This window comes from Janthinobacterium sp. NKUCC06_STL (assembly GCF_019345455.1).
Classification (GTDB): domain Bacteria; phylum Pseudomonadota; class Gammaproteobacteria; order Burkholderiales; family Burkholderiaceae_D; genus Janthinobacterium; species Janthinobacterium rivuli.
In genome coordinates, this window is the sequence record NZ_JAHKQY010000012.1 from 144,788 (window position 1) to 163,492 (window position 18,705).

The window sequence follows — 18,705 nt, forward strand, 5'->3', positions numbered from 1 at the left end:
ATTATGGCGACAGGGGCGGTGGCAGCAGGGCCAGCAGTTCCTGCGCCACCTGCCGGCGCCGTTCCGGCGTGGCAAAGACGCCCACCGCCACATGCCGGGTAGCATCACGCATATCGTTGATGTGTATCAATTGGCGCGGCCCTTGCGGCACGGCAATGCGCGTGCACCACGGCGCAAAGTGGTGGCACCGGCGGCGCCCGGCGCTGACCTGTTCGATGATCAGCTCGCCGTCGCGCAGGGCGATGTGGTCATAGTCGCGCGCGTGGCGCAGGTAATGCAGCAGGGCGGCGGCCACCAGGATCAATTCGGCGAACGAAAAAACGGGGATGTACCAGAGACCGCGCAGTGCAAAGGCGGCGGCAATGACGAGGGAAAACAGGCAGAGCAAGCCGTAGGCGCGCAGCAACTGGCGCGCCGTCAAGGCACTGTGGCGCGCCAGCAGCCATTGCGGCTGCTCGCGCGAGTGATCGCGTGGCATGGCGTCTCCCGCACTATCGCTTTATCACCCATCACAATCACCGCAGCGGCACTTGCCGCCGCAGGGTCAGCCAGACCGTTCAGCCAGCTTGCGCCAGGCTCAGGCGCCCATGCGCACCAGCGCGTGGCCCACGTGCTGCCACCAGTGATCGCGCGACTTGACCTGTTTCAGGCAAGACGTGTCGATCTCCGCAGGAAACACATGATCCTGGCATGCCTTCGTTTCCAGCGCATGGCGCTGGTTTTCCGCCGCTGCCAGGGCCACGACGAGCCAGAATCCCAGCGCCAGCAAGATCACCAGCAAACTCCAGGCCAGGTGATTGGTGTTACTTTTTTCGCCAAAAAACTCGCGCGGCCGCGTCTCGCGGTACATCGACATCAAGTCTTTTTCTTTCTCTTCCGACATCTGCGTTTGCATCCTCTGACATCCTATCCTGTGCCGGCCGGCTGGCCATGGCGGCGCGCACGCCGCCTTGCCCGCATTTTACGCTGATGCCGCAGGAGAGGCGGTAATTCATGGGGGCGATTCGCCACCACCATCCTCCGCCGGCCGCACGGGCGCCATGTTTTCTACATGGTCGACGTCGATGTCGCCGCCATCGGGCGCCGTATTGCGCGGCTCCACGCCGGCCCGCTCACCGGTGCCGGCCGCATCGCTGTCGTTGTCGAGCTCTTCCGCATCCTGACCCGGCACGCCCTGCATGTCGCTGCCGCTGTCGGAACTGTCGCTGGGGCCGAGCGCGCCCTTGCCATGGCCGCTGCCCAGGACGCGGTCGGGGATGACGGGCAAATTGTCCGGATCGAGTGTGCTGCCGCTCATGGTTGACTCCCGTTGAACAAAAAACCAGCTTACTCCCCTGGCCCGGCCAGCGGCGCACGCCTGCACCGCATTTTCCAAGGGGCAAATGCGGCGGCGCACAACTATTTTCATAAATTACTTCACAAATGTACTATTCATTGCTATAGTTAATTCAAGTAAGCATCTTCTCATCCAGAAACTGCTTCATCGCCGGCACGGCGCCCACCAGCGCCATGCCGACGAACCGACCGGTACGTGGCGATCCGGCCCATCCACCCAGCCATCATGCACATTTTGGAGTCTTATCATGCAAGCCAAATCACTCATCGCAGCATTGTTTGCCATCACCACCGCCACTTCGGCTTTGGCCCAAAGCGCCGCACCTGCCGCCACGGACAAGCAACTGACGCGCGAGCAAGTCACGGCCGAATACATCCGCGCCCGCAACGCCGGCGAAATCGCCACCAGCGAAGTCGACTACCCGAAAACGCCGGCCACCGCCACCAGCCAGGTGACGCGCGAGCAAGTCATGGCCGAGTTCTACGCCGCCCGCAAGGCAGGCCTGATCCCGCAAACGGAAGCGGACTTTGATATCGCGCATACGATCAAGCAGGTCGTGCAATAAAAAACCAGTTAGCCGGTTTCAGTCACACAGTAGTACACCTCAGTTGCGGCGCAGCACCCGGGCCTACCCCGACCGGGCCACTCCCGGCGCTCACCGCGGCGAGCTGTCAGCATCGCCCCAACACCACCTTCCGGAGTTCCTGCATGTCCCTGCACCGCCGCTTGCTTGCCGCCAGCCTGATCCTTGCCTTGAGCGCTTGCGCCGACATGGGCCATATCGCGCCGCAATCGGCCATGCTCGACGCCAACAAACTGCAAGCGAGCCAGGCCATGGATGCCGCCGCCAGCGCTGCCATCGAATGGCCGCGCACGCAATGGTGGCAAGACTTGCATGACCCCCAATTGAACCATTTGATGGACCAGGCCCTGGCCGACAGCCCCACCCTGCGCGGCGCCCAGGCGCGCGTGCGCCAGGCCGAGGCGCTGGCCGGCGCGGCGGAAGACAAGACCCGTCCACAAGCGGACGCGAGTGTTTCCATCAACCGCGAACTGTATTCCCAGCACGGCAGCACGCCGGCGCCGCTGGCCGGCAATTACGCGTGGCGCAACCAGGCCACCGTCACGGCCTCGTACGACCTGGACCTGTGGGGCCGCAACCGCGCCGCCCTGTCCGCCGCCCTGGGCGACGTGCAAATGGCGTCGGCCGAATCGCAGATGGCCCGCCTGGCGCTGGAAACGGCGCTGGTGCGCACCTACATCCAGCTGTCGTATGAATTCCAGCTGCAGGATGTGATCGAACGCAGCCTGGCGCAGCGCGCCCGCATCCTCGACATCACGCGCCAGCGCAAGGCGGCCGGCATCGGCACGGACATTGACGTGGCGCAAATCGAAACCACCTTGCCGGCCGGCCGGCGCCAGCTGGAACAGTCGGCCGAATCGCTAGCCCTGCTGCGCAACCAGCTGGCGGCCCTGGCAGGCAAGGGTCCGGCCGCCGGTGCGGCGCTCACGCGCCCCGTGCTGCGCCTGGACCAGCCGCTGGCCATCCCCACCGCCCTGCCGGCCGAGCTGATCGGCCGCCGGCCCGACATCGCCGCCCAGCGCTGGCGAGTGGAAGCGGCGGCGCAGCGCATCGATGCGGCCAAGGCCGAGTTCTACCCGAACGTCAACCTGGTGGCGTTCGCCGGCTTCCAGGCGTTTGGTTTCAGCCATTTTCTCGATGCCAACTCGGACATCCGCGGCGTCTCGCCCGCGCTGAGCCTGCCCATCTTTGCCGGCGCCCGTTTGCGCGCCCAGCTGGGCAGCCAGACGGCCGTGTACGACGGCGCCGTGGAGCAATACAACGCCACCGTCATCAACGCCATGTCGGACGTGGCCAATGCCGTCACCAAGGCGCAGTCGCTGGCCAGGCAGCACCAGCTGACCGTGCAGGCGCTGGCGACGGCGCAGCGCGCGCGCGACCTGGCAGAAAAGGCCTACAAGGCGGGCATGAGCGACGCCATCGCCATGCTCAACACGCAAGTGGCGCTGCTGGCGGAAGAACAGCAGCAGGCGCAGAATGGGGCGCGCGAGCTCGATCTGTACGTTTCCTTGATGAATGCGTTAGGAGGCGGCATCTGAGCTTGCAATCCTGGCATTGCCCTAGCCCAACAAGATACAATCGGAACTTTATTCACACATGAAGGAATATGACATGATCGCTTTTGACGCCACCTCCAAGCGGCTGCAAAACATCCGCACGCGCATGCCAGGCTTCCCCATGGAACTGATGCGTTTATTGCGCATGACGTACCACATTCAAAAAGGCATGAAGGACCTGACCAACGCCGCGCTGAAAAAGCACGACCTGGTCGATGCCAGCTACATGGTGCTGGCCGTGCTGTACGGCACGGACGATGAAACCTCGAACGCCTGCACCCTGGGCATGGCCTGCCATGAAAAGCCGGCCAACCTGACGCGCGTGTGCAACGACCTGGAAACGCGCGGCCTGATCCACCGTGGCACGCGCCCCGGCGACCGCCGCTCGGTGATGATTTCGCTGACCGACAAGGGCCGCGCGCTGATCGAAACGGCGCTGCCCGACGTGTACCAGGAAACCTCGGCCCTGTACGAAGGGTTCACGGAAGAAGAGCTGCAAGTGCTCGACAAGCTGTACATGCGCCAGCTGCGCAATTTGAACAATCTCAACAACCAGAACTGATAGCCTATCGATGACGCCAGCCACAGCAACAACATCTACGCACGGCCCCCTGAGCCGGGCGGCCCACTGGCTGGCGCTGGCGCTGCAGGACTGGCGCGCGACGGAAGGCGAACGCTGGATCTACGTCGGCAAGACCCTCATCGCCGCATTCTGCGCCCTGTGGCTGGCCTACCGCCTGGGCCTCGATTCGCCCAGCACGGCGATGACCACCACCATCATCCTGGCCCTGCCCAGCAGCGGCATGGTGCTGGAAAAAAGCTTTTACCGCCTGTGCGGCACCCTGCTCGGATGCACGGCCGCGCTGACCCTGATCGGCCTGTTCCCGCAGCAGCCCGTGCTGCTGTTCGCCGGCCTGGCCCTGTGGGTGGGCCTGTGCACGAGCGGCTCGGCCCTGCACCGCAACGCCCAGTCGTATGTGTACGTGCTGGCCGGCTACACGGCCTGCATGATCGTCTTGCCCGCCATCGAGCAGCCGATGCAGGTGTTCTCGCTGGCCGTCACGCGCGTGGCTGAAGTGAGCCTGGGCATCATCTGCTCGGCCGCCGTCTCCAGCGTGCTGCTGCCACGCCACCAGGGCACGCAGGTGATGCGCACGGTGCAGGCGCGCTACGGCAAATTCCTCACCTTTTGCCAGGACGTGCTGCAGCAAAAGCTCACGCCGGCGCAGGTGGAACTGACGCATCTGCAGTTTGCCGCCGACGTGGCGGCGCTGGAACTGGGCCGCTCGGCCGCCCTGTTCGAAGTCACCAGCAAAGTGAGCCACGTGCGCGCGCAAAACCGCAAGCTGCACGCCTTCAACGCCACCTTCATGACGGCGCTGACCACCTTCTACACCTTCCACCGCCTGTTCGACCGGCTGCAGCGCGATGGCGAAACCCAGGTCATGCAGGCCTGCGCGCCCCTGTACGCCATCGTCGCCGAAGCGCTGCAAACGACGCCGTCGCAAGACTCGCTCGACACCATGCAGCGGCATCTGCAAACGGCGCTGGGCCAGGCCCGCGCGGACATCGACGGCGCGGCCATCGCGCATGCGCAGCGCATCGATTTCGACACCGTGTGCGAACTGCTCGAACGCTTCGCGCGCGACATCAGCCGCTTTCACGAAGTGTATTTCAGCCTCGTGCACGACACGCCGCTGGACGTGAGCACGCCGCAGGCGTATGCGCCGAAGACGCCGCCCGCGCTGGTGCTCGCCAGCGGCGCGCGCGCCGGCATCAGCCTGGCCCTGCTGGCGCTGGGCGCCTATTTCCTCGCCTGGCCCTACGCCAGCACGGCGATGCTGATGGCGGCCGTGTTCTGCGCGCTGGCCTCCTCCTCGCCGCGCCCCATCCTGATGATCCGGCAAGTGCTGGCAGGCTTCCTCATCGCCATGCCGCTGTCGCTCGTCTGCGTGTATTTCGTGCTGGTGCACGGCGACGGCTTCCCCATGCTGGTGCTCAGTTTTGCGCCGTTTCTGGCCGTCGGCCTGTACCTGATGACGAATCCGGCCAAGCTGGGCGTGGGCCTGGGCGTGTCGACCTTCATCACGCAGATGGCGCCGACGAATGTGATGCACGTCGATGGCGCGGCCTTTTTGAACACGGGCATGGCACTGATCGTCGGACTGATGCTGGCCGCCCTCGTATTTGCCGTGCTGCTGCCCGAGCACACGATGGGCCACAAGGACCACATCGGCCGTGCCCTGTGGCGCGAAGCGCTGCATGCGTGCACGGCGCCCGCACGCCGAGTAAAACACCGCTTCGACAACCGCGTGCGCGACTTGCTCAGCCAGCTCAATGCGGCGGCCGGACCGGCGCCGGGCGAAGCCACGCGCGCCGTCGTGCGCCAGGCCCTGACCCTGCTGGAAATCGGCCACTCCGTGATCGAATTGCGCGAACTGATTGCCACGGCCCGGCCAGGCGCCACACGCCACGCGCTGCAGCAATGCGTGGATCACATCGCCGCCTGGCTGCGCACGCGCAGCGACCCCGCACTGCAGGCGGCCCTGGCGGCCACCCTGCAGGCGGGCGCCGTCGTGCGCGCGGCCCAGACGGAAGCCGATGCGACCGGCGAGCGCAGCGCGCGCCTGCAGACGGCGCTGGCCGACCTGCATTCGATCTACACCTCATTACTCGACCATATGGCGCCTGGCGCCGGAGACCACCATGCCGCGTGAATTCGCCCTGTTCGGAATTCTGATTCCTACCCTGCTGCCCCTGTTCCTCCTCAGCATAGCCCTGCAAACCCTGCTTGACCGCGTGCTGGGCTGGCTGGGCGTGTACCGCATGGTGTGGCATCCGTCGCTGGCGCGGCTGTGCATCTTCATCGCCATCTTCGGCGCGCTGGCGCTATCGCTTTACAAATAGCTAGACAAATAAAAAAACTGTTCAACCCCATCAAGGAAAGGCTGCCACCATGGTAAGCAAACTGACCCGCTATGCAATCACCGTGCTGCTATTGGCCGCAGCCCTGTGGACAGGCAAGACCGTCTGGGATCGCTACATGGAGTCGCCGTGGACGCGCGACGGCCGCATCAAGGCCGACATCGTCAACATCAGCGCCGACGTGGCCGGCACCGTCACGGAAGTGCTGGTGCGCGACAATCAGGTGGTGCAGAAGGGAGATATCCTGTTCGTCGTCGACAAGGAACGCTATGCGAGCGCACTGGCGCAGGCCGACGCCGTGCTGGCCGCGCAAAAAACGGAGCAGGGTCGCCGCGGCAAGGAAGCGCAGCGCCGCGCAGGCCTGGACGCCAGCATCATCTCGACGGAAAGCCGCGAAAGCGCGGCCTTTGCCGCCAGCTCGGCCTCGTCGCAAGTGCAGGCCGCCGTGGCCGCCCGCGCGCTGGCGCAACTGAACCTGGAGCGCACCACCGTGCGCGCCCCCGTCAGCGGCTACGTGACGAACCTGAACGTGCACAAGGGCGATTTCGCCGCCGTCGGCGCGGCCAAGCTGGCCGTCATCGACAGCGCCTCGTACTACGTGGTCGGCTACTTCGAAGAGACCAAGCTGGGCATGCTGGCGCAGGACGACAAGGCGGAAATGAACCTGATGAGCGGCGGCACCCTGCATGGCCACATCGAAAGCATCGCGCGCGGCATCACGGACCGCGACGCCGCCACGGGCCGCGAATTGCTGGCCGACGTCAACCCCACCTTCAACTGGGTGCGTCTGGCGCAGCGCGTGCCCGTGCGCATCCACATCGACGAGCAGCCGAAGGGGCAATTGCTGGTGGCCGGCACCACGTGCACCGTGGTGATCACGCCGCATTCGGCAGCGGCGCCGAAGCCAGCAGCGACCGCGCACCCCGCATGAGCCGCGGCGGCGCCGGGCGCCTGGCGGAAATCGCCCTGTTCCTCGACGCCGCGGCGCTGGGCAGCTTTTCCGCGGCCGGCCGCAAGCACGGCCTGTCGCCGGCCGCCGCCAGCGCCGCCATCGCGCGCCTGGAAACGGCGCTGGGCGCCACCCTGTTCGAACGCACCACGCGCCAGCTGCGCCTGACGGATGAAGGTGTGCACTACCGCCGCTACAGCGAACAGGCGCTGGACTTGCTGGCGCAGGCCGAAGACGGCTTGCATGCGGGCGACGGCGCCGTGCGCGGCCTGGTGCGCATCTCGGCGCCGTCCGACATCGGCCGCCAGTTGCTGCTGCCGATGCTCGACCGCTTTGCCGCGCTGCACCCGCAGGTGCGCCATGCGCTGACCCTGACGGACGCCACGGCCGACCTGGTGCAGGACGACGTCGACCTGGCCATCCGCTACGGCGAGCTGCCCGACAGCGACATGGTGGCGCGCCTGCTGCACCCGGGCAGGCGCGTCGTGTGCGTGGCGCCCGCGCTGGCCGCCAGGGTCGGCTTGCCGGCCGCGCCGCGCGACCTGGCGTCGCTACCGACGCTGGTGCTCATGGCCGGCGACGGCGCGCCGCAGGAATGGCGCTACCGCGAAAATGGCAAGCGCCACGGCCTGCGCCTGCAAGGGGAATGGCACAGCAACGACGGTGAAATCATCCGCCGCTGGGCCGTGGCCGGCCATGGCTATGCCTACAAATCCCTGCTCGACATCAGCGACGACCTGCGCGCGGGGCGCCTGCAGACGGTGCTCGACGATTACTTTGCCGATAGCGTGCCCCTGAACCTGCTGTACCGGCGCAGCCGCTTCCAGGCGCCGCGCATCACCCTGCTGGCCGACTTCCTGCTGCAGCAGTTCGCCGCGCTGCAAGTCTGAAGGCCGCCCTTACTGCGCCAGCACGCCCAGCTGGCGCAGCAGCGTCAGATTATCTTCCAGGTGCCAGTTGTCGCTGATGCGCCCCTGCGCGTTCACTCGGTACAGGTCGAACGCATGGAAATCGATGGCTTGCCCCTGGCCCTGCAGCTCGCCCTGCGGCGTGGGGAAGACGCCGGTGAAATGGCCCGTGAAATGCAGGCGCAGGCTGACCCGGTCGCCCGCCACCAGCATCTCCTCGATGGCGACTTTCAAATCCGGCACGGCCGCATGGAACACTTGCGAGGCCTGCAGCGGGCCGGCCAGTCCCTGCGGACGGCCGGCGGGCAAGGTGCGGTCAATAAAATTGTCGGCCAGCGCCAGCCGCGCCAGGGCCGGGTCGCCGCTCTGCCAGAACGCGGCGTAGCGGCGCGCGGCCAGCGCCGTTGTATCCGTGGCGGTGGCGCCGGACAGGTGGGCCGGCATGGGCAAATCCATGGCGGCATGGGCTGGCGCGGCGCCCAGCAGCGACAGGGCCAGGAGGACGGGGGCAAAAACAGAGGCGGAAGCAGATACGGGCATGATGAATCCAGGTTGGTTGATCGGCGTGCACATGGCACACCGCCATTCTGGACTCGCTTGCCCTGCTTGATAATTGGCCCCGCGCTTGAATCAGTCGCTCGCCAAATTTGAAAATGAGTTGAAAATCAGCGCCCGCCCGCCACGTCGAGAATGCTGCCCGTCACATAGCTGGCGCCCGGTCCCAGCAGGTACAAAATGGCGTCGGCGATTTCTTCCGGCTGGCCGCCGCGCTGCATCGGCACGCCGGGTGCCAGGCGCGCCACCCGTCCCGGCTCGCCGCCGGAAGCGTGGATCTCCGTATGGATGATGCCGGGCCGCACGCCGTTGACGCGGATGCCTTCGGCCGCCACTTCCTTCGCCAGACCGAGGGTCAGGGTATCGACGGCGCCTTTCGACGCCGCGTAATCGATGTATTCGTCCGGGGAGCCGATGCGCGCGGCCGCCGACGACACGTTCACGATGCGTCCGCCCTGCCCGCCATGGGCCGTCGACATGCGCCGCACGGCCTGCTGGCAGCACAGGAAATAACTGATCACGTTGGTGCGCAGCACGCGTTCCAGGCGCTGCGCGGAAATGTCGGTCAGCCGGCATTTCTGCTCCAGCACGCCCACATTGTTGACCAGCGCCGTGAGTGTCCCCAGGCGCGCGTCGATTTCCGCAAACAGGCGCGCCACGTGCGCTTCGTCGCTGACGTCTGCCTGCACGGCGATGGCCTCGCCCCCGTCAGCCACGATGCCCGCACACAGCGCCTCGGCCGCCTGCGCATCGCGCACATAGTTAATGCACACGGCATAGCCCTGGCGCGCCGCCAGCTGCGCCGTCGCCGCACCGATGCCGCGGCTGCTACCGGTAATCAAGATCACTTCCTTCATTGTCCCTCCTGAATAGTTGTGGCTTCATCATACGCGGACGAAAAAAAACCCGCGCGCGGCGGGTTTTCATGCAGACGCCTTCAGTTTCGGAAGTGCGTCATGGCGTACGTCAGATGCTGCCACCAGTGTTCGCGCGACCGCACGGACGCCAGGCATTTCGCGTCGACCTCGTTCTTGAACGCGGGGTCCACGCACGCCTTGGTGACCAGCGCATTGCGCTGGTTTTCCACGCTGACGACGGCGATCGCCAGCCACGCCACGAGGGCGAAGGCCAGCGCGCACAGGGTCCAGGGCAGCTGTTTCATGACGTTCTCCGTTTACTTCTTCGCCGGCGCCGGGGCGCGCTCTTTCAGCACGCGCGCCACCAGTTCATCCATCACGCGCAGGGTCGCTGTCTGGGTTTGCGGCTCGGACTGGCCCGGACGCGACAGCTGCGCCGGCGATGTGACGAAACGGCCATCGATGACGATGGTCGGCGCGCTGTCGATCTTGCTGGCGGTGATCAGCTGTTCGTTGCGTTTCAGCTTGGTCTGCACGCCGAAGGAATTGAACATGTCCAGGTATTTCGCCTTGTCGATGCCATTCTTGACCAGCAGGTCGAGGATGGCGTCATCGCGGTTCAGGCGGTTGCGCTCGACGTGGATGGCGCGGAAGATCTTGTCGTGGAACTGGTCCAGCTGGCCCATCGCTTCCAGGGTGGCATAGGCGTGCGCCTGCGAGTCTTTCGGGCCGGTGGCAGCCAGGTGGACGCGGCGGAAGGCGATCTTGTCGCCCTGCTTCTTGACCCAGTCGTGCATCAGCGGATCGAGCGCGTAGCAATGCGGGCACGAATACATGAAGTACTCGACCACTTCCACCTTCTTGCCCGTGTCCGTACGCACTGGCGTCGTGAGCGTGGTAAAGCCGGTATCGGCCGCCATGGCGCCGCCTGTGGCCGCCACCAGGGTGACGGCGGCAAGCAGGGGACGCAAGAAACGCAGAAAACGCATAATAATCCTTCATCATAAAGTGGTCGTGAACGGGGCGAGATTACCACTTTTTGCGCCGGGCGATGAGGCCCGGGCGGAAAAAAGCCGTGTTTATCGCCCCGCTTTGCGCCCGCTTAAGCCGCATTTAAGCCCCGCTGCGCCTGCACCTCAAAAATGGTAGCGCGCCGACACGCGCAGCTGGCGCGCATCGTTGAGGTAAATGCTGGAATGGCAGCCCGGCGCATCGCCGTAATGGCGGCGGTTGGCCAGGTTGCTGCCGGCCAGTTCCAGCTCCCAGGCGCCCAGCTTGCGCGCATAGCGCCCGTCCACGGTGGCAAACGCGGGCACTTGCGCCAGGCAGCTGCCGGCGAAATCGGGACCATAGCGCAGCGCGCGCAGCCACTGCACGCCCACATCGGCACTGGCGCCGCCCTGCCCCGTCCAGTACAGGCGCAGGCTGGCCAGGGTCTTGGGCACGAGGGCGATATCCGGGCCGTCGTAGGCGTAATCGTCATAGCGCGCATGCACTTGCCGCAGTTGCCCGTCGAGGCGCCAGTCGCGCGCCAGCGCCATGCTGGCCTCGATGGCGACGCCGTCGCGGCGCGAAGGGTCGAGGTTGCCCGCAAAGCCCAGCTGGCCCAGGCTCTGGTCGAAGACGATCTGGTTGCTCAGGCGCTCGCTGAAGACGCGCACGGAAGCGCTGCGCGCCGCGTCGCCAAAGGTGGCGCCCACTTCCATGTCGCGCCGCAGCTGGCCCGCCAGGGGGCGGTAGCCGGCGCGGGTATAGCCGTCGTCGTCGATGCGGTAGCTGCGCGCGGCCTTGGCGTACACGCTCAGTTGCGGACGCAATTGCAGGCTGCCCTGCACGTCCCAGGCATTCTGGTTTTCCCAGTCGCTGCCGCCGGCGGGCAGGTCGGCCGGATCGAGCTGGAACTGTTCATGCCGCAGCCCCAGCAGCAGGCGCGGCACATACGGGCCGCCGAATGCCAGCTCTTCGCGCAGCAGCAGCGCGCGCGAAGTCTGGCGCCGGCGCGCATCGCCATCGCGGCCCGAGCGCCGCTGCCACTGCATCAGGTCCAGGCCCACTTCCGTATCCGTGCCCACGCCGCCCACCTTGCCGTAATGGCGCAGGCGCGGCGCCAGCTGCCGGCGACGGCTGCTGTAGGTCGATTCGCTGCTGCCGTCCTCGCCCGCATAGTGGGCCGTGGCGCGTTTTTCCCGCTGCGACAGTTCCACGCCCAGCTCGAACTTGCCGACATAACGCTGCACGAAAGCGCTGGCGCGCCGCACCTCATAGCGGTACAGGTCTTCGGGACGGGCCGCCAGCAAGGCGAGGAACGGCGCCTCGGGCGCCGGGTAGCGGGTGTCCTGGTTCAGCTGGTCGGCGCTGAAGCCGAAGCGGCCCTGGCGCGCCTTCCATTCCGCGCCGCCGGTGAAGCCGCGCTGGTGAAACACGCTGCCATCGCGGTAATTGCCGTTGCGCAGAGCGTCGACGGCGGCATCGAGCGTCATGCCGCCCTGCTCGCGCGACAGGGCGCCGCGCACGCTGTGCTGGCCGCCCTGCCCCAGTTCGGCGGACACGTCGCCATGCGTGACGCCGGCCGCGCCAGCATCCACGCCAGCCACACCTTGCTGCGCGCACGCCGGCATGGCCAGGGCGCACAGCAGCAAGGCGCGCGTGGCGATGGTCAGGACGGGAGGGGCAGGCATCATGGCGGCAGGCTTGAGACGTCACCGCGGCGCGGCTGCGCGCAGGCGGAACGGAGGGATGGCAAAAGCGAATCATTATACGTACGGCGGGCGGCGCCGCAAGCGCCAGCCCGGTGGTACTTTCTTTATGCCAATATTTTATTGGTGATTTGGCATTTTTGTAGGTATATTAAGCTGCGCCCGGCGATCCTGGGCGCAGCCGACTGCATTTAAAAATCAACAATAAGAAGTCACTGTGGGAGTCACGCATGGAAAGTCGTAGCACAACGCGCCAGGGGCCGCCAAGTCCCCGCGGCACGCGCCGCAGCATTGGTTTTTTCCCCATCTCGGGCAAGCTCAAAGCCCTCTCCATCGCCGCCCTGCTGCTGGCCGGCCTTGCCCTGCAGGCCGACCTGTTCGCGCAGCCGGGCCAAGGCAAGCCGGCCAGCGCGCCCTTGCCGCTGGCGCCATCGGCCGACGGCATCGCCCTGGCGTCGCCGCACGCGTCGGCCGTCAGCACGCCCAGCGCCAGCAACGCCTGGGGCGGCGCGCGCACGGGCGCGCAAGCGACCCTGTCGGACCGCGTGGTCGACTACCAGATCGAAGCGACGCTCGATCCCGTCAAGCACACCATCGACGGCCAGCAGAAACTGCGCTGGCGCAACCGCAGCGCGCAAGCCGTCAGCAGCGTCTACCTGCACCTGTACCTGAATGCCTTCGAAGGCGAACATTCGACCTTCTTTACCGAGAAGCGCAAGCTCGACACGGGCTTCCGCTCGGGGGTCGACACGCGCGACGGCGAGTGGGGCTACATCGAACTGCGCAGCATGACGCAGAACGGCGCCAAGGCGCCCTGGCATTTCGTCCAGCCCGACAACGGCCCGGCCACCGACCGCACCGTCGTGCGCGTCGACTTGCCGCAAGCCGTCGCGCCGGGCGCCGAGACGACGCTCGACATCCGCTTTTTCGACCAGCTGCCGCGCGTCATCGCGCGCACCGGCTATTTCGGCAGCTTCCACCTGGTGGGCCAGTGGTTCCCGAAGATCGCCGTGCTGGAACTGCCCGGCGAACGGGGCGCCACCGCGCCGCGCTGGAACGCGCATGAATTCCACCTCAATTCGGAGTTCTACGCCGATTTCGGCCACTACGACGTGAAGCTGACCGTGCCCAAGGAGTACACGGTGGGCGCCACGGGCGAGCTGCAAGGCGCGCCGCAAGAAAAGAACGGCATGCTCACGCATCACTATGTGCAGGGCGACGTGCACGATTTCGCCTGGACGGCCGACAAGCACAGCGCCCAGCCGCTGACGGGCAGCTGGAGCGGCCCTGGCAGCCCGCCGGTAGCCATCAAGGTGTTGTACCCGCCAGAATACGCGTCGAACGCGGCGCCCGCGCTGCAGGCGGCCAAGGATTCGCTCACGTATTTCTCGCGCACCCTGGGCCCGTATCCGTACAAGACGCTGACGGTGGTGATTCCGCCGTTTAACGCGGCTGAAGCGGGCGGCATGGAGTACCCGACCTTCATCACGGCATCGAGCTACGCCAATCTGCAGCCGAAGACCATCCCTGAATTCGGCCTCGATTTCGTCACCATCCATGAATTCGGCCATGGTTATTTCTACGGCATCCTGGCCTCGAACGAATTCGAGGAACCGATCCTCGACGAAGGCTTGAACGAGTACTGGGACCAGCGCATGCTGCGCGCGCGCGACCAGCACATCCACGCCACCACGCCGCTGCTCAAGCGCCTGGGCTTCGATCCCGTCTTCAAGGTCTTCGAATTCGAGCGCATGGCCGCACCGCGCCAGGATGCGGCCGATCCGCTGGGCCAGAACGCGTGGGACCGCCTGCAGGGCGTGGGACCCGTCTACAGCCGCACGGCCATCACCATGCGCGACCTGGAAGCGCGCATCGGCAGCGAGGCCATGGAACGGGGCTTCAAGGCCTATTACGAACAGTGGAAATTCCGCCATCCGAGCGTGGCCGACCTGCGCGAAACGCTGGCCGAGGCGACGGGCCAGCGGCGCATCGTGGAACAGGTCTTCGCGCAGCAAGTGTATGCCAGCGCGAACATCGACGACCGTATCGGCACCTTCACCAGCGAAGAGCAGACGCCGCTGGCCGGCACGGCGCTGGTGAACGGCAAACGCGTGGAACATACGGCCGACACGCTGGAAAAAGAGGAGAAAAAGGTACGCGAGGCGTGGGACAAGGCGCATCCGGACGCCAAGCCCGGCACCGGGCCGTATCCGTATCTGACCAGCGTGGTCCTGCGCCGCCGCGGCGCGCCCGTGCCGCAGGTGCTGCTGGTGAAGTTCGCCGACGGCACGTCCGAACGCGTGGTGTGGGACAACGAGCAGCTGTGGCAACGCTACACCTGGAGCAAGCCCGTGAAGGCCGTCTCGGCTGAACTGGACCCGGACCGCGTGCACTACCTCGACGTCAACAAGCTCGATGACAGCCGCACCCTGAAAGCCGACAAATCCGCCGCGCGGCGCTGGAGCTTCGACCTTGCCGCCGCCTTCCAATACCTCCTTTCCCTGATTGCCATCGTATGAGCGCCACTTCCACGACACGGGCCAGCGGCCTGACACTGACCACGCGCGCCAGCCGCGCCGCCCTGCAATGGCGCTTGCTGCTGCTGTGGGCCGGCCTGCTGCTGATCCCCGCCATCCTTGCCGTCATTCCCCTGTGGCGCACCTTGAGCGCCAGCCTCGATAACGCCGTGCATGCGGCGGCCCTGGCGCACAAGCTCGACCTGATGACCCTGGCCGACCTGGTGGCCAATGCGGGGCGCAACGGCGCCGCCATCAGCCAGGCGGCCATCACGGGCATCGTGCTGGCCCTGCTGCTGTCACCGCTGCTGAGCGGCCTGGTGGTGACGGCCGCGCGCGCGCCGGCGCCACTCGGTTTCGGCCCCCTGCTGACGGGCGCCTTCAGCGAATACGGCCGCATGCTGCGCATGCTGTTGTGGAGCATCGTGCCGCTGGGCCTGGCGCTGACGATCGGCGCCGGCGCGCTGAAACTGGCTGACAAGCACGCGGCGAAAGCCATCCTGGAAGCCGACGCCGACCTGGCCCGCCACCTGGCCTTGCTGTTCGCGGGCGTGCTGTTCCTGCTGGCCTGCGCCACGCTGGACGCAGGCCGCGCGGCGCTGGCCGTCGACCGCCGCCGCACGTCGGCCGTCAAGGCCTGGTGGCGGGGCCTGGGCATGCTGCGCCGGCGTCCGCTGGCCAGCCTGGCCATCTACCTCGTCATCACCTTGCTGGGACTGGCGCTGTACGCGCTGCTGGGCGTGGCGCGCCTGAACCTGGCCGCACCCGGTCCGCTGGCCATCGTGGCCGGCTTGCTGGTGACGCAGCTGGCGGCGCTGGTGCTGGCGTGGATGCGCAGCGCGCGCCTGTTCGCGCTGATCGACGTCAAGCGCTCGCTGGCGTAATCAAGTCCCCAGGCGCCCTTCATCGGCAAGAAAGTCGATGAAGGTGCGCACTTTCGAGGACAGGTAGCGGCGGCTCGTGTAGACGGCGTACACCTTGCCGCCCGCCAACTTGAAATCGTCAAAAAGGCGCACCAGCCGCCCCGCCGCCAGATCCGCATCCGTCTGCCACGACGGCAGCAGCGCGATGCCCATGCCGTCGAGCGCGGCCGCGTGCAGCAGGCTTTCGTTATTGCATTGCAGGACGGGCGAAAATTTTACCGTCTCGCGCCCCTGCGCCCCGTCGAAATCCAGTTCATTACCGTTTGCCAGCAAGGAATAGCTGATCATGGCGTGTTGCGCCAGGTCTTGCGGCAGCTGCGGGTGGCCCGCGCGCGCCAGGTAGGCGGGTGCGGCCACCAGGTGAAAGGCGATGCTGCCGATGGGCCGCGCGATCAGGGTTGGCGACGGCGCCTGGCTGACGCGCAGGGCCAGGTCGAAACCCTCTTCCACCAGATTGACGACTCTTCCGCTGAGGTCGATGTCGAACGTCACTTCCGGGAAGCGTTCGCGGTAGGCGGCCAGGGTGCGCGTGAAGATGGCGTTGGCGAACCAGACGGGCGCGCTCAGGCGCAGCATGCCGCGCGGCACCACCGTCGTGCGGCCCACCGTCGCTTCCACCTCGTCGAGATTGTCGAGCATGTCGCGGCACTGTTCAAAATACACTTTGCCGATTTCCGTCAGGCTCAGGTGGCGGCTGCTGCGGTTCAGCAGGCGCGCGCCCAGGTGGCGCTCCAGGTGCATCACATGCTTGCTGACCATGGCCGGCGACAGATCGAGGCGCTCGCTGGCGCGCACAAAACTGTCCAGTTCCACCACGGCGCGAAACACGCGCATGCTGCGCAAGGTATCCATGTCGATCCGATCATCAACAAAATGGAAATGATATATCAATAATTGCGATCTTGATCAACTGACCGGGCATGACTATCATCGATAGCATCAGTCATTCCACTCCGGAGCCGCCATGCAAGAGCACACCTTCCCCACTTACTTCCTGTCCCACGGCGGCGGCCCGTGGCCGTTCATGAAAGACCAGTTCGGCGGTCGCTACGACGTGCTGGAAGCGTCGTTGCAGGATATCCCGCGCCAGATCGACGCGCGGCCGAAGGCCGTGCTGGTCGTCACGGCGCACTGGGAAGGGCCGCAATTTCTCGTCTCGGCCAGCCCCCGGCCGGGCATGATCTACGATTATTCGGGCTTTCCGCCGCACACCTATCAAATCCAGTACCCGGCGCCCGGCGCGCCGGAACTGGCGGCGCAGGTCAAACAGTTGCTGGACGCGGCTGGACATCCGGCGCGCCTCGACCACGAGCGCGGTTTCGACCATGGCACCTTCAGCGCCCTGTTCCCCATCTACCCGCAGGCCGACATGCCGCTGGTACAGCTGTCGCTGAAACACGGCTACGACCCGCTCACGCACATCGAGGTGGGCCGCGCGCTGGCCAGCCTGCGCCGGCAAGGCGTGCTGATACTGGGCAGCGGCCTGTCTTACCATAACCTGCGCCAGTTCGGCCAGGCGGGCGCCGTCGCCTCGCACCAGTTCGACGCCTGGCTGCGTCAGGCCATGGCCTTGCCACCCGAACAGCGGCTGGAACAATTGCTGGCCTGGGACAGGGCACCGGGCGCGCGCCAGGCCCATCCGCAGGAAGACCATCTGCTGCCGCTGATGGTGGCGCTGGGCGCGGCAGAACAGGAAGCGGCGCAGGTCGTGTACCACGAGGAGGATTTTTTTGGGGCCTTGGCCGTCACCAGTTTCAAATTCGGATAGGCCGGCAAGGCATAAAAAAAGCGCCGCGACAACAATGTCGCGGCGCTTTTTGTAAGCAGGGGTCAGACGGGGACGCCGAGTCCCTCAACACCGCTAACGGCTGGTTCAGCGCCAACGGCACCGGGGGTCTGACCCCAAAATTTGCTTTGGGGTGACTTGGCGACCGTGAATTACGTCCCGCGCTTGCCGCGCGCCGCATTCTTCGCCTTCTCGGCGGCAATCTCCGCCGCCTTGGCCGCTTTTTCCGCCATCTCGGCCGCGTGCTGGGCCAGCAGGGCCGCGCGCGTGTCCGGCGTTTCCAGAGAGATACGTCCGAGGATGCCGCTGCGGTAATCGAGCAGCAGGGTGTGCGACGCTTTCTCGAAATCGTAGTCGCCGCCCTTGATGCGGAAACCGCGCTTGGCGGCGATGCCCTCGACCACGCCGATGGCGTCGACTTCATCGACCTTGGTGCCGTAGCGGGTTGCCAGCAAGTCCGGGTAGCGCTTGAGCAATTCCTCGGCCAGGAACACGGCCACTTCCTCTTCGATCAGCGCGTTCGAGCCGATGGCGTGGCTGGCCGCCAGCATCAGGCCGTCGCTGGGGATGGCGATCTTCGGCCACAGCATGCCGGGGGTGTCGACGAGGATGGTGTTCTTGTCCAGGTACAGCTTTTGCTGCATCTTTGTAACAGCCGGCTCGTCGCCCACCTTGGCCACGCGCTTTTTCAGCAGCGCGTTCATCAGGGTCGACTTGCCCACGTTGGGGATGCCCATGATCATGATGCGCAGCGGCTTCGTCGGCACGCCGCGGTGCGGCGCCAGCGATTTGGCCAGATCCGGAATGCGCGCCACGTCGCCCGGCTTCTTGGTCGTCATCGCATACGCGGTCACGCCTTCCTGGGCATTGAAATACGCCACCCAGGCGGCGGTGGCGGCAGGGTCGGCCAGGTCGGTCTTGTTGAGGATTTTCAGGCAAGGGCGCTGGCGGAACAGGCGCAGCTCGTCCACCATGGGATTGCAGCTGGCTGCCGGCAGGCGCGCGTCCACCACTTCAATCACCAGATCGGTGTTTTCCATGGTCTCGGCCGCTTTCTTGCGGGCCGCGTTCATGTGTCCTGGGTACCATTGTATCGCCATGCTCTTGCTTTCAAA

20 protein-coding genes are annotated in these 18,705 nt (G+C 66.1%); 10 read left to right on the forward strand and 10 right to left on the reverse strand.

Features of this window, described 5'->3' with window-relative positions; genetic code table 11:
• Position 1: 1 nt before the first annotated feature.
• From KO539_RS26725 to KO539_RS26735, 3 genes are all read right to left on the reverse strand, one after another.
• Positions 2-478, reverse strand: a complete 477-nt coding sequence (locus tag KO539_RS26725; RefSeq protein ID WP_219313099.1) for a DUF2244 domain-containing protein — start codon at positions 476-478, stop codon at positions 2-4.
• A gap of 99 nt (positions 479-577) precedes the next feature.
• The gene (locus tag KO539_RS26730) at positions 578-895 is read right to left on the reverse strand and encodes a hypothetical protein (protein ID WP_219313101.1); all 318 of its coding nucleotides are present in this window, start codon (positions 893-895) and stop codon (positions 578-580) included.
• Positions 896-991: 96 nt separating this feature from the next.
• On the reverse strand, positions 992-1,297 hold the full coding sequence (locus KO539_RS26735) for a hypothetical protein (protein WP_219313103.1): 306 nt from the start codon (positions 1,295-1,297) through the stop codon (positions 992-994).
• Positions 1,298-1,583: 286 nt separating this feature from the next.
• On the opposite strand from KO539_RS26735, the gene KO539_RS26740 reads away from it, so the two are divergent.
• The 7 genes from KO539_RS26740 to KO539_RS26770 all read left to right on the forward strand — a co-directional run bounded on the left by KO539_RS26740 (position 1,584) and on the right by KO539_RS26770 (position 8,239).
• Positions 1,584-1,901: a DUF4148 domain-containing protein gene (locus KO539_RS26740; protein WP_219313105.1), complete on the forward strand. Its 318-nt coding sequence runs from the start codon at positions 1,584-1,586 to the stop codon at positions 1,899-1,901.
• A gap of 143 nt (positions 1,902-2,044) precedes the next feature.
• Entirely contained in the window at positions 2,045-3,457 is a 1,413-nt protein-coding gene (locus KO539_RS26745) for an efflux transporter outer membrane subunit (RefSeq protein WP_219313107.1), read from the forward strand.
• A 73-nt stretch (positions 3,458-3,530) separates the two neighbouring features.
• Positions 3,531-4,037, forward strand: coding sequence for a MarR family winged helix-turn-helix transcriptional regulator (locus KO539_RS26750; RefSeq protein ID WP_099400982.1), 507 nt, complete (start codon positions 3,531-3,533; stop codon positions 4,035-4,037).
• Positions 4,038-4,047: 10 nt separating this feature from the next.
• Positions 4,048-6,192 carry an FUSC family protein gene (locus KO539_RS26755; protein WP_257626503.1) on the forward strand — a complete coding sequence of 715 codons (2,145 nt, stop codon included), beginning with the start codon at positions 4,048-4,050 and terminating at the stop codon, positions 6,190-6,192.
• Positions 6,182-6,382, forward strand: a complete 201-nt coding sequence (locus KO539_RS26760) for a DUF1656 domain-containing protein (protein ID WP_034751763.1) — start codon at positions 6,182-6,184, stop codon at positions 6,380-6,382. Before KO539_RS26755 ends, KO539_RS26760 begins: the two co-directional genes overlap by 11 nt.
• A 49-nt stretch (positions 6,383-6,431) precedes the next feature.
• Positions 6,432-7,331, forward strand: coding sequence for an efflux RND transporter periplasmic adaptor subunit (locus tag KO539_RS26765; protein WP_099400981.1), 900 nt, complete (start codon positions 6,432-6,434; stop codon positions 7,329-7,331).
• The gene (locus KO539_RS26770) at positions 7,262-8,239 is read left to right on the forward strand and encodes a LysR substrate-binding domain-containing protein (RefSeq protein WP_374106495.1); all 978 of its coding nucleotides are present in this window, start codon (positions 7,262-7,264) and stop codon (positions 8,237-8,239) included. Before KO539_RS26765 ends, KO539_RS26770 begins: the two co-directional genes overlap by 70 nt.
• Before the next feature lie 9 nt (positions 8,240-8,248).
• On the opposite strand, the gene KO539_RS26775 is transcribed toward KO539_RS26770, so the two are convergent.
• The 5 genes from KO539_RS26775 to KO539_RS26795 form a co-directional block, all read right to left on the reverse strand.
• Positions 8,249-8,797, reverse strand: coding sequence for an ester cyclase (locus KO539_RS26775; RefSeq protein ID WP_099401101.1), 549 nt, complete (start codon positions 8,795-8,797; stop codon positions 8,249-8,251).
• Positions 8,798-8,922: 125 nt separating this feature from the next.
• The gene (locus tag KO539_RS26780) at positions 8,923-9,669 is read right to left on the reverse strand and encodes an SDR family oxidoreductase (RefSeq protein WP_219313109.1); all 747 of its coding nucleotides are present in this window, start codon (positions 9,667-9,669) and stop codon (positions 8,923-8,925) included.
• An 80-nt stretch (positions 9,670-9,749) separates the two neighbouring features.
• A complete protein-coding gene (locus tag KO539_RS26785) occupies positions 9,750-9,974 on the reverse strand; it encodes a hypothetical protein (RefSeq protein ID WP_099378912.1) in 225 nt (74 codons plus the stop codon).
• Between the two features lie 12 nt (positions 9,975-9,986).
• Positions 9,987-10,658 (reverse strand): thiol:disulfide interchange protein DsbA/DsbL, encoded by a 672-nt coding sequence (locus KO539_RS26790; RefSeq protein WP_166447600.1) that lies wholly within the window; start codon positions 10,656-10,658, stop codon positions 9,987-9,989.
• 147 nt (positions 10,659-10,805) lie between these two features.
• Positions 10,806-12,350, reverse strand: a complete 1,545-nt coding sequence (locus KO539_RS26795; RefSeq protein WP_219313111.1) for a TonB-dependent receptor — start codon at positions 12,348-12,350, stop codon at positions 10,806-10,808.
• A 245-nt stretch (positions 12,351-12,595) separates the two neighbouring features.
• Between KO539_RS26795 and KO539_RS26800 the strand changes: the two genes are divergently transcribed.
• Both KO539_RS26800 and KO539_RS26805 read left to right on the forward strand, forming a co-directional pair.
• On the forward strand, positions 12,596-14,884 hold the full coding sequence (locus KO539_RS26800; RefSeq protein ID WP_219313112.1) for a M1 family metallopeptidase: 2,289 nt from the start codon (positions 12,596-12,598) through the stop codon (positions 14,882-14,884).
• Positions 14,881-15,765: a hypothetical protein gene (locus KO539_RS26805; protein ID WP_219313114.1), complete on the forward strand. Its 885-nt coding sequence runs from the start codon at positions 14,881-14,883 to the stop codon at positions 15,763-15,765. Before KO539_RS26800 ends, KO539_RS26805 begins: the two co-directional genes overlap by 4 nt.
• Here the strand turns inward: KO539_RS26805 and KO539_RS26810 are convergent, their stop codons facing one another.
• On the reverse strand, positions 15,766-16,656 hold the full coding sequence (locus tag KO539_RS26810) for a LysR family transcriptional regulator (RefSeq protein ID WP_219313116.1): 891 nt from the start codon (positions 16,654-16,656) through the stop codon (positions 15,766-15,768).
• 112 nt (positions 16,657-16,768) lie between these two features.
• On the opposite strand from KO539_RS26810, the gene KO539_RS26815 reads away from it, so the two are divergent.
• Positions 16,769-17,572 carry a class III extradiol ring-cleavage dioxygenase gene (locus KO539_RS26815; protein WP_099400973.1) on the forward strand — a complete coding sequence of 268 codons (804 nt, stop codon included), beginning with the start codon at positions 16,769-16,771 and terminating at the stop codon, positions 17,570-17,572.
• A 170-nt stretch (positions 17,573-17,742) separates the two neighbouring features.
• On the opposite strand, the gene ylqF is transcribed toward KO539_RS26815, so the two are convergent.
• Positions 17,743-18,663, reverse strand: a complete 921-nt coding sequence (gene ylqF / locus KO539_RS26820) for a ribosome biogenesis GTPase YlqF (protein WP_035825692.1) — start codon at positions 18,661-18,663, stop codon at positions 17,743-17,745.
• Positions 18,664-18,705 lie beyond the last annotated feature (42 nt).